Annotated in this window: 3 protein-coding genes; all 3 read right to left on the bottom strand. The window is 67.1% G+C overall.

The annotated features are described in order from the left end of the window. Window positions 1–235: 235 nt before the first annotated feature. Genes DCI01S_RS12775 through DCI01S_RS12765 form a run of 3 tightly spaced genes read right to left on the bottom strand, consistent with a single transcriptional unit; the run spans window position 236 to window position 11,782 of the window. A complete protein-coding gene (locus DCI01S_RS12775; protein WP_061229582.1) occupies window positions 236–4,960 on the bottom strand; it encodes a DEAD/DEAH box helicase family protein in 4,725 nt (1,574 codons plus the stop codon). Window positions 4,961–4,967: 7 nt separating this feature from the next. Then, the gene (locus DCI01S_RS12770; RefSeq protein ID WP_061229581.1) at window positions 4,968–9,389 is read right to left on the bottom strand and encodes a hypothetical protein; all 4,422 of its coding nucleotides are present in this window, start codon (window positions 9,387–9,389) and stop codon (window positions 4,968–4,970) included. Continuing rightward, a complete protein-coding gene (locus tag DCI01S_RS12765) occupies window positions 9,386–11,782 on the bottom strand; it encodes a 3'-5' exonuclease (RefSeq protein ID WP_061229580.1) in 2,397 nt (798 codons plus the stop codon). Before DCI01S_RS12765 ends, DCI01S_RS12770 begins: the two co-directional genes overlap by 4 nt. Between the last annotated feature and the right edge of the window lies 1 nt (window position 11,783).

Raw genomic sequence — 11,783 nt, 5'->3', positions numbered from 1 at the left:
ACAGCTGGCGGCCAGGTAGTCCTGATGGCCTCGCGACGAGTATGCCGACTAGGGTTTAAGGCCAAATTGCGGGAGTCTAGCCTGGTGACGGAGTCGTTTGAGGTGGGGTTCCCCGATTGGTGGATGCTTCGTCTCGAAAGGTTCTACTTGGCATATAACAGCACTTGCCGTCCAGTTTGGAGCAATATAGCGTCGGGAAGGGGTGCTGATGATGAAAGTAAGTTCCCCCTCCAAACTACGTAGCTCCGCCCTGTTTATTGCTGGGGAATCTCGAAGTTGGCACGTCATTATTCTGGGGGTCAGCCGCGGTCACCGCTGTGTACGAGCGAATCTGGTCAAGGAGCCTCAGCGCGTCCTCCCGCTTGAGCACTTCGTGATGCCGGTCGTTGAACGCGTTGCGCAGGCAGCCGAAGCAACTGGTCTCGAGACCGCAGTCGCAGTTGTCCACCCGCTTGTACGCTTCGTCGAGCACGGTGGTGATGTTCTCGGTGATCTTGCGGGCCGCGCCGGCCCCAGCGGGGACCGTGTCATAGAGGACTATTGACCTCGTGCGTTGCGACCAAGAAAGTGTGGCGTCGATATCGTCCCTGGAGATCTCCAAGCCCTCTGACGCTCCCTCAAGGAGCGCGTACATCAACGAGTGCATCGCGTCAGAGTTCGCGTCAATGAGACCCCGGGGCACGATTTCTGCGGTGTCGGTCTGGTAGCGGTGACCGAGCGCGACTAACTCGAAGCTGCCCTTGCAGTCGGCACCGGTGAGTGGGTTGGTGTGCGTGGTCGACCTATCGCCCATGTGAGGCTTGGCCCAGCCGCAATTGCTACACACTCGATACCCGGCGCCCTTCCCTTCTGAGAGGACGACCATCTGGGCGCGCACCCCCGAGGTGGCTGTAGTGGTGGCCGTGCCGCCGATGAGCTGGACCTGCGAGATGGAGTCCCCCGGATACTCGACATGTGATGAACCGACGGTTCCACGCAAGGGAGGCGCAGATCCGACGGGGTCGGGAACGGGATCTGCGACGAAACCCCACTCAGGGATGATGAACCTCTTGATCGCCTTGCTGCTGAACTCGGTTTCGCAGACAGCGCAGGTGGTGTCCGCGCCCTCCAGCGTTAGACCGGTCTGGAAGGCTCCACAGTTGCTGCAGACCCTATACTCGTGGCGGACGAACGCCTTACCGGGTTTTTTGGCCACGGCGCGAGAAGTCCAGAGCTTGCCTGCTGCCACCACCTGGTTGCCCGGTGCGTAGTCGAGGATGGCCAAGGCGAGGTCGCGATCCAGCTCGAGTTTTTGACCGGCGGGATCGGGCGAGTGGTTGGTGCGCAGGCCCACAGTGTCGACGGGGAATCCGTACTTGGGAAGGATGTTCTTCTGTGCCAGCACGGCGAGGGTCTGGCGGCTTTCCACCGTGCGCAAGGTCCGGTCGAGCAGGCTGGCGTATTTGTAGTTCTTCTCGGCCGCCGCGTTCTCCTGAAGCTCGGTGAGTTGCGAACGCTCGAGACGGAGCTCTTCGGCTACCGTCTCGAACCGCTCGATCAGGTGGCGGACCCATCCGTCGTCGGCTACTCCGAGCTCGTCGTGGAGTTCGCCCGGAACGACTCGAGCTACGGCGTCCGCGAGGTGCGGCGGGACCGGCGTGAGGAACGGTTCGATCTGCCGCCATGCCTCGTCGGCTGGGTTTTCGGCGCAGAGTAGATCTGCGACGTGGGGGAACTCGCGGCCATGGTTCTCGAACTGTTTCCGCAGGAAGTCGGCGAGCACTATCGAATGGATGTGCCTTCGGGCGATGCGTTCGTTGTCGATGGGCACCCACGGCACACGCATGACGCCGTTGATCATGTCAGTGGGGTCCTGGAAGCGAGCGAGGTCACGCGGTCGCCGTTGAGCGTAGGTGGTGACGAAGGCAGCGGAGTCGGAACGACGGCCCGCGCGGCCGGCGCGCTGCACATAGTTGGCGGTGCGTGGCGGCATGTTGCGCATAACGACTGCCTGGAGGTCGCCCACGTCCACACCGAGCTCGAAGGTGGTGGAACAGGAGAGCACGTTGATGTCGCCCCGGATGAAGCGGTTCTGAATCTCAAGAGCTTCTTCTGCAGTCCATTGCGCGGTGTGTTCGCTGGCGGACATGGGCGCGAGTGCCATGGACCGGTACAGATGCCGGTAGTGGTTCACTTCCTCGGGGAGTGACGGGATTGGGGCCAGTTCGAGCATCCCGTCGCAGTTCAGGGTCGGGCACACGTCTAATGCATTGTGGGCGGTACGGGACCGGCAGACGGAGCACCGCCACCACTGTGCTGTGATGCCGGATCTAAGGTCGATCATCCGGTGGTCAAGCTGGCTCGTCCCCACGGTAGGCGTGTTGTCCTTGAACCAACCGAGGCCATTTCCGCGGCTTCCGCCCTCACCGAGAACCGTCCACAGCCTGTCGAGAAACTCGCGGGCCTGGTCGCGCTTGCCGACCTTCTCCAGGACACGTTCGAGGTAGTTGAGCCGCTTGTTTGTGCCGCGGGTGGGAGCCCAGGACAGTTGCTTGCGACGACGGTCGGAACCATCGGAGCGCATAGAGATCACAACATTGCGCGGGGCGAACAGTTCGTCGGTGGCGTCGACCCCGTCGGGCATGGTCATTGCGCCCTGGCGCCGGACCATCGCCGCCAGCTGCTGCAGGACAGCTCGCGCGCCGTCGGTATCGAGAGCTCTGACGAGGGGCGCAGGAAGCGGGGCATCCTCCGACAGGCGCATGCTCACATGGAGCAAGCCCAGGCCTTCCAGCGATTGGCGGGTGTCTGTGCCGATGAGATCGGACATGAGCCAAGTGGCTACGGCCCGGTCGGTGTGGCGCTTGGAGTCCGTCGCTTCGAAAAGGTGGGCCTTACGCCCCACGGGCACGGCGTCGGCCACCAGGTCATCGATGGTGGCCGCCTCGTCTTGGTAGTAGGGGGAGTCGATGGTCTGGGTGAGTAGACGACGCTGGACCAGCCGGGAGTAGGTACCGTTGAGGTACGGGGCGGCGTACGCGGCGGCCTGCCGCGAGTCGCTGAACATGAGAAGCTTGCGGCCCTGCCCGACCAGATCGCGTGACTCGTCTCGAGCGATCGGTAGCTGCTGGTACAGCGACGTGGCGACCACCGCAGCTGGCGCGTCGTTGCCGAGATCGAGGCGCCGGATCAGGTGGTTCTTCCGCGCCCCGCAGTGGATGCAGGTCGACAGGCCCGCCTTACTGGTGTGTAGGTCGAAGATCGGCCGGATGGTGCCCTTGCCGCATCCGGAGAGGCAGGCGGTGACCTGACTATCGGAGAGGGCACCGCAGCCAGTGCATAGCCAGGTGGCGGAGGTGTTGAGACTCTCCTCCTCGGCGGCAAGGATCGAGTCGTCCTCGTCCTCCATCACGTCGGCAGAGTCAAGGAGGGCGAACCACCGTGCGAGGTGGGACCGCCCGGTTACGGGGGTCAGCCGGTCGTCTTCGACCTGTCCCGCTAAGTGGACGGTCCCGCACGAGGTACAGGTGGCGAACTCGAACATCGCTGCCTCGCACGTCGGGCACTCCTCGTGCCTGGCCAGGGCGACGTGGGGGCCGCTCTCGGAGAGACACGCGAAGGCACCCTCGGTTGCGCGCACGAAGAAGTGGTATCTGGCGGACAGCACCGGGTGCCCGTTGTCCGCCTTCACCCGTCCACCCAATCGGACGAGGGTCTCGAGAAGCCGCTCGGCCTCCGGGTGATCCGGCCAGAGTTGCCCGGCGAGGACGCGGATGTCGACGGGGCCGTCTGCGAGGGCGGCACGGAGGGTGACGATGTGGAGTTCGTGGTCGAGTGCCTCACCGGCGCTCGACATGCCTGAGAGCTCGACCAACCGGTCGAGGTCGGGGCCGTCGTCGTCTCCTCCGAATCCCCAGTCGTCGGTGGGGCCGGTCACCACATCGAGAAGCTGCTCGGGAGTGATCTCCCAGGTGGCGGCGTCCGGTGAGGTGATCCGCACCGCGTGGACGACATCCTGCCGGGCGGGATCCGAAGAGTACTCGAAATCGGCGTTGAACAGTTCCGAGGCGAAGGTGGTCACCTCAGAAGGCTCTCCATCCAGAGACGCAGAGGTGGCGATGTACTGGAGGCGATCATAGGGGGCTACCCGGTCCTTGAGCCGACGAAGGAGCATGCCGACCTCGGCTGCCTGGGCGCCGTCGTAGACGTGGGCCTCGTCGAGGGCCACGAACCGCCACGTCTGGGAGCCGTGGTTTGCAAACAACTCGATGTCTCGGGGCCGCAGGAGAAGGTACTCGAGCATCGCGTAGTTGGTGAGGAGGATGTGCGGGGGCTCGGCCTGCATCTCCTCGCGGCTGAGCTTCTCGTTCGGCAGGAGTGGCTCTCCGGGGTGCAGGGACCGGAAGTGTCGCTGGGCGTCCTTCGCGGTGTGCTTGGTCTCGCCGGTGTAGCGGCCGAAGGTGATCTCAGGGACGTCCGCGAGGAGTGCTCGCAGTCGTTTGAGCTGATCGTTGGCGAGGGCGTTCATCGGGTAGAGGAGCAAGGCCCTGACCCCGGGGCCGAGGGTTCCCGCGGCCTTCTCCGCCATGAGGTGGTTGAAGATGGGCAGCAGAAAGCTTTCGGTCTTGCCCGAGCCGGTGCCGGTCGTCACCACCACGTTGCGGCCGGCCACTACCTTGCGGATCGCGTTCTCCTGGTGCGCGTAGAGCGGCCTTTCCAAGGGCAGTTCAGGGCCGGCCAGGCGCGTGAACGTGGGTTCCAGCACGCCCTCCTCGATGAGATCGCTCAGCGACTGTCCCGGGGCGTAGGGCGGGGTGGTCTCGAGCAGCGGCCCCTTGGTGAGGTCGCGCGATCTCGCCACCTCGCCGACGAACTTGTCACGCAGGCTGGCCTCCTTCGGGTGGAGAATCGTGGTGAGGTACCGCTTGTACGTCGTCTCGATGGTCCGGGCGGTGATCAGCGGGTCGAGTATGTCGGTCACTGTTCTCCTAGGGGGTGACGATGAGGTCGACGATGTCCTCGTCGGTCATAGAGTCGAACGAAGAATAGGGATTGCGTCTGCGATCACGCAGTGTCATCCGGGTGACCAGGGCCTCCGCGATGAGGAGGTCGATCATGGTCTGCCGGGGCTCTCGTGCGGCGAACCAGGCCCATGCCGTGTCCAAGCCCGGGGGCGGGTCCAGTCGAATCTCGTCTGCGGCTGCCAGGCGGGCATAGAGGCAGAACGTCAGGCTGGCGAACGGCGCGTTGGCCCAGGGGTGCGCGTCGGTGACGTTCCCCAGTTTCCGGGTCCGGGCGGTCACCGCCCGCCAGAGGACACCGAAGCGTTTGACCTCACCGAGGGGTGAGAAGCGCCCCTCGAACAACACGCCGTAGAACTCTCGAAGCCTGTCGATCTCCGAATCCTTGTTCCGGAACAGGGCCCGGTAGGCGTCGTACCTGGAGGCCGCGTCGGTGAGACCCCCGGGTACCAGTCGTTTGGTGTCGAGGAACTTGTTCACCTCGTCGGGCCGGTCGCTCCGCAGCACCAGTTCCGCGTCGAGGGACGCGGAAATCGCCAGCGGATCACTCCCGCTCTTGAGGATGTCGATCAGGGTGCGTCCACCTACGCCCTGGAGGCGGTTCCGCAGCGCCATGCGCTCTTCCACGCTCGCGGCGGGGATGTCGGCGATGGTGATGAGAACGTCGAGCCAGGGTTCCGACGAGAGTGCGGTGCTGGCGGCCCTGGCCAGCAGGTCCTCGCGGCCGTAGGGCTTGAACGAGTGGAAAACCAGGCCGGATCGGATGAGCAGGGCGAGCTTGTCGGAGGAGTCCAGTGTCGCGGCGGCCAGGGACAGTGCAGCTCGACGGGGAGAGTTGCCGAGCAGCCGGGACAGTTGGCGGAACCGCTGATCGTCGCCAGCCTCGAGTCCGCGGGAGAGCAGGCCGAGCGCGGACCACACCTCCGGGCGGGTGGGGTCGATGTCGTCAGTACCAGCCAGGCCGAGGAGGAAGCGGGACAACCCACTCGTCGCGGGGTCGGCGAAGTCGCCCGGGCGGGAGACCCGAACGCTGTCCCCGGACGGCAGGGGCGAGGGCGGAACCGGGTCCCAGTCGTCCTGGACGGCCGGGGCAATCCGCAGGTCACCCACCTCTCTGGCCGACGCAGGCAATGGCGCCCGGCCTTTTACGAGTGGCACGGTGAGGACCTGGCTCCAGGGCCGGGCTACCTTCCAGATGTGGACTGTCGTGTCAGGGTGCAGGTTGCGACCCCGTACCACGATCTCGTCCTCCTCGACCGTGATCCTCACGTCTGCGGCGACGGTGTTGAAACGGATGATCGGAGCTGCGTAGGTGCCGTCGGGGTACTTCAGCTGGAGCACCACTTCACCGGACTGGGCCTGGCGGGCGGCCCCGGCGAGGCGATCCGCGGTCATGGTGAGGACGCCGCCGCGGGAGCGAGAGGCCAGATCCTCCCGCGCTCGTACCGAACCGGTGTGATCGCGGACTTCTGCCACCACATCGATGTCCTCGGGTATCCCGCGGACGGCGAGTACCGCTCCGGTGAAGTCGTCCGGGCGGCGCCCGATCTGCCTGTCGCTCCATGAGGGAACGCCGCCGACGGGCGTCATCCGGAATTCCATCCGCGGGGGCCGGACGGTGACCATCTCGGAGGCTGCTCCCCGACGGATGCGGAGTGGCCGCTTGGAATCGTCGGGACCGAAATGTAGGTTCGGGTCGAGCACTACCAGCATCGGGTCGTCGGACCAGACCGTGGCGGTGACCTCGGTGAGTCCGTTGTCGGTGGGAATGCGGAGCGTGTCGTCGTAGGCGATCTCCAGCCCCTCGGCGACAAAGACGCTCGTCTCCAACCTCGCGCCGAAAGGTCCCGTGACACGCACGTCGAAGCGGCCGAGCTGCGCGGGTTCGTCAGCGAACAGGGGGACCTCGCCGCCGTCCGGAGAGGTGTAGTCGCCCTGGATGACCCATTCCGTGGCGCCGGCTCGCCGATACCGGATCGTCCACGTCGCCTCGGACCCACCGAGGGCGGGCAGCACGATCCACGGACGGTCGTGCAGAACGGGGAGCTTCTCGCTGAACACCCCGGGGAGAACGGGGAGCGGGTCGTCGGGCTCGTCGAAGAGAGTAGGAAGCGCCTGGCTGCCCACCGGAAGGTCGCGTACCTCGTCCTGGGAGGTCCGGGTCCGCAGCGAGGTGGTTTCAGTGAGATCCCACTGGAGAATGGTCCAACCGTCCCAGCCCAGGGGCGCGCCGAACTCGTCGATCACGCGGGGTGCGTGGGGATGCTCGCCCAGAACGGTGAGATCGCCCGGCAGGACAGTGAGCACTTCCGACCTGGGCAGGCGTGCGGTGTCCGGGATGTGTTCGCCCTGCGTGGTGAAGAGAATGAGTGGCTTGGACGCGTCGTAAAGACGGAGTTCGATCGGGTGCGCCAGGGAGGGATGCGTCACCACAACACGGCGGGTGGGGTGTTCAAGCGGGACCTCGACTGATCGATCGCTGCTGAACTTCTCGGCGGCGACTCGCACCACGTGGTTGTCCAGCGTGACAGTCCACGGAGCTGAGGTGTGGCTCGACGGGGCCGGGATCCGCACCACCATCGAATCGTCCGCCTCCAGGTGGAGGGTGGGCGAGAGCCGCGACCTGCGGCGCTGCGAGCGGACCGATCCGGAGACGTCCGCATCCTGGAGTGCCCGACGGAGTGGATCGACGAGCAACTCGGGCAGGAATGTCTGGTCGGTGGTCAGCGTGGAAGCGTCGGCGGCTGGGTTCTCGGCGATCTCGGCCACGATGCGGGCCATCTCGCCCAGCAGCTCGGCGCCGCGTCCTCCGCTGTAGCGGACGAAGTTCCTGGTGGGGTAGTCCAGGCGTTCGAAGACGTGCTCCTGTCCCGGCTGCCGCACCCAGTCGACGAAAGGCTGGGTGTCACGTGAGGAGACCGAGCCGATGTAGGTGCTGAGCACCTCGATGAGTCGGCCCGCACTGGCCGCCGGGGTGCCGGCATGAATGGCGAGGCGCTGGACGTGACCGGACTTCGACAAGCCCTCGATCGGGTCCAACCCGAACTTCTCTAGCAGCGGGAGCACGAGGTGCCGGAGGTGATTCTCGTCGTTCCTTCCGTGCTCGACCTTCAGGCGGCCCCAGTACCGGTCCCAATAGGTGTTGTCCTCGAGACCGATGGACGCCATGCCCACCAGGGACATGAGCGTGGCGGCGGGGAAGTGGTGGGCGATCTGGGCGACGGTGGTGCCCCGCCCGCGGGACAGGCGGTAACGGTCGCCGTACACGTCCAGGAGGACGTCGAGTTCCACCGCGGACAGGTCGGTGTCCACGGCGAGCGTGGCATCGGCCAACCTGTCGCGCAGCGCGGCTTCCCACGCGTCGAGGTCGTCGTCCGACGTCAGGCCCAGTCCGGGATGAGGGCCACCGGACGTGGGGGTGGCGTGCTCGTGCGGGCGGATCGTGCTGGTATCAGCGTCCGTCGAATCCTCGTCCGCGGGTGGCGTGACCGCCTGGGTCGGTTGAGCGAGTACCGGCTCCTCTCCGGTGGGCGCGCCACCCTCCTCCAGGCCGGTAAGTGGGGAATCGCCTGTCGGGGTCGAGGTACCGGGGCGGACATTGCTGACGGTCTCTGCCGGCGTTGTTTCCCGCTGCGGTGCGGGATGATCCGTCTCGCTGGAGAGGTCCCCCACGTCGTGAACGAGGAGTTCCACCGCCTGGGCGAGGGTCACGTCGAGCAACCCCAAGCGTCGGCGCAGCTGCGGATGGGTGGACAGGGCGACGTTGCCGTCCGGGGAGACGAGGGTCTCCAGCCAGTGCCGCATCTCCGGTGAGTCCGCGGCCTCACGCGCCTCGGCTACGGCGGCTTCGAGAATGGTGTCGAGGTCGTCCTGGAATTCCCGGTTGACGTACGCACTCGCGGCGTCGGCGTCTCCGCCCCTGAGCCGTATGTCGATGAGTGCGTAGAACCTCTCGGGCGGGAGCGCGAACACCGCGCTGCTCACCGCCCGCAGGACGGGATCCCGGGGCCAGGTGGGTTCGGGTACCGCCGCGGCCGCGGCGTTGACCTGGGAGAGGGTGCGGTGGAGTCGGCGCCCGTCGGCTCGCGTGAGCGGGGTGTTGACGTCCTGAGCGGGCCGGACAGCAAGGGCGGCGAATGTCTCTGGCGGTTTCGCGGAATCCACCACCAGGCCGAACTGGGACGGGATGAGTGGATAGATCTCGCCGAGCGCGGCGTCCCCGGCCCCCCGGAACGCCGAGGCCAGTTCGAGTACCGTCTCGACGCGATCCTCAGGCGAGGTCTCGGCGATGAGCCTCTCGCCCGATACCGGGACGTGGTCCGCGACCTCGTCCCAGAAGGGGAACGCGAGCCGCCAGGAGTACGTGCCGGTGCTGCTCGCGTCTGTCACGATGCGGTGTCCTCCGTGGTGATGGCAGGCAGAAGAGGGGACGGCTGGGCTCCGGTGGTGATGACGAGCTGGTCGCGGGCCCGGGACGCGGCTACGTAGAGAAGGGACCGTTCACGCCGGCGAAGGTGCTCGCGGTCCTCGTCGGTCAGTCCGTGGCGGACGGGCGCGGGCACGGTCCCCTCGCTCACGCGGGCGAGCACGACGTGGGTGAACTCCATGCCCTTGGACGAGTGCATGGTGCTGACGTGCACGCCTGAGCCCTCGCCGGAGCTGATCTCGATGCCGCGGGACTCGAGCCCGTCGATGATCCGGTCTACGTCCCGCCGGTTGTGGGTGAGCACGCCGATGGACGCCTTGGGGTTCTCGGCCAGCCAGGAGCGGATGTGACCCTCAGCGATGTCGAGCTCGCCACGGAGGTTGTCGGCATGGCCCACCTGCGGCGCGGGACCGCTGCGGGCCGAGCGGTAGCCGGTGAGGTTCTCCGACTCGCCGTCGGTGTCGACGAACGTCTCGCCGGCGAGGATGCCCATCGCGAAGCGCAGGTTCTCGTCGGTGGTGCGGTAGTTCAGGGTGAGCCGTGAGGCCCGGCCACGGATGTTGATCCCGTAGTGGGACAGTACGGTCGGGCGGCCGTAGATCCGCTGGTGGCCGTCCTCGGCGATGAACAGGTCGTTCGGGCCCTCCGCGACGAGCGCCCGCAGCAATCGCCAGTGACCGACGTGGAAGTCCTGCGCCTCGTCCACCACGACGTGGTCCAGCAGCCGACCCCCGCCGGCGTCGGCGATCCCGTCGAGCACGGCGGCGGCGAGGCACCCGAGCACCTGGAAGGTCTGCTTGTTCTCGCGACGGGTGATGGCGAGGTATGACTCGATAGCCGACCACACCGCGGTGCGGGCCTTACGGTTCAGCGGCGTGCCCCGACCGCCGCGGTCGGCCTTGAGGTAGCCGGCCTTGGTGGTGATGCCCTGCGCCAGGACGACGGTCTCCAGTTCCCCGCGGAGGAACTCGGGGGTCGCGGTCGCGCCCTCGGGCTTCACCGCCGCCCGCTCGACGGCCTCGAACCACAGCTCGCGCTCATCGTGGTCGCTCAGCGGGGAGGGGACCGAGGAGAGTGACTGGCCGATGACGGCGGGCCCGGCGGCAGCGAGTTGGGCGGGTGTGGCCCGGTTGAGCACGGTCATGGCGGTCTGGTCGATACCGGCCACGGCCACGCCGCTGTCACCGATGGCCGAGGCACGGGGCAGGCCGGCGTCGAGGATCTTGAGCTGTGCCGAGAGCGAGGCCGCCAGGACCCGGGTGAAAGTGGTGAGCAGCACCCGAGGGGTGGTGGCGTCGGCCGAGTACTCGGCGGGGGCACCGGTGAGCGATGGGGTCGCCAGGGCGCGGGTACGGTGCAACGCCACCACGGTCTTGCCGGTGCCCGCGCCGCCGGAGACGCGGTAGGCGCCGTTGCGGTAGCGGGTCGCCAGCACCTCCTGCGAGGGGTGAAGGAAGGTGGTCCACGCCTCGAAGTCACCGTTCTCGATGATCTCGCGCATGACGTCGGTCGAGTCGCCGCCGCTGCCGAGGAACGTGAACTGCATCCGTGCGGCCGGGGCGGTGACCGCGCGGATGAACTCGTCAGTGTCGGCGTCGGACACCTCGGCGTCGTCGGCCGTGGCGCCGAGCCGCAGCTCGTCGCGGACCTGGTCGAGGGAGTAGCCCACCGCCAGCCCGAGGAGGGCGTCGCGTTCCCACGGGGCTGCCGCCTGGAGCGCGGCCTCGAGTTCCGACAGGGTCGTGGACGCCAGCGCCGGACCGGAGACGGCGGGGTCGATCCCCAGTTCGCGCGCGAGGACGTCGGCGTCGATCCCGTTCGCCGCGAATTCGGGGGTCGGGTCCTCGACCACCGCGGCGGCCGGGGCCGCCTCAGCCGGTGCCGACGCCTCGGGACCAGGACCGGACTCCGTCTCCGCGCCCCCGGTTGCGGCCCCATCCTCAGTTTCCTGCCCGGCCTTGGCCGCGGCCTCGAGTGCGGCGGCCTTCTTGGCCTGCTCGGCGGCCAGCTTCGCGTCGAGCGCCGCTGCCTGCTCGCGGACCAGGGTGAGCACGCCGTTGACCGGGTTGACCCGGAGCTGCATGGTCGCGGCGGCGTCGTAGGCGTCGTCGTGCGGGTAGGTGCCCACATAGACGTAGTGGGTCTCGGCACCGCCGTCGATCTTGAAGACCAGGGCCCGGAACTTGTCGTTGACCCGCACCGACCGGATGCGACCGTCCACGGCGTTCTTGATGGGCTCCACGTGCGCGCCCACCGCGGTGTCGTCGGCCTGCAGCTTGGAGAGCATGTCGAACACGCGCTTGCGCAGCGAACCGTCGAGGTTCTCCTTCTTGTTGATCAGCGTAATGGTCGCCATC

It is taken from the genome of Dietzia cinnamea NBRC 102147 (genome assembly GCF_001571065.1).
Lineage (GTDB): Bacteria > Actinomycetota > Actinomycetes > Mycobacteriales > Mycobacteriaceae > Dietzia > Dietzia cinnamea.
The sequence above is the reverse complement of the archived record's forward strand: the minus strand, read 5'-3'. Positions and strand labels throughout refer to the sequence as shown.

What these genes read in the sequence shown, in the direction of transcription:
- DCI01S_RS12765 (WP_061229580.1), bottom strand. Translation starts at nt 11,782, where the DNA reads ATGGCGACCATTACGCTGATCAACAAGAAGGAGAACCTCGACGGTTCG.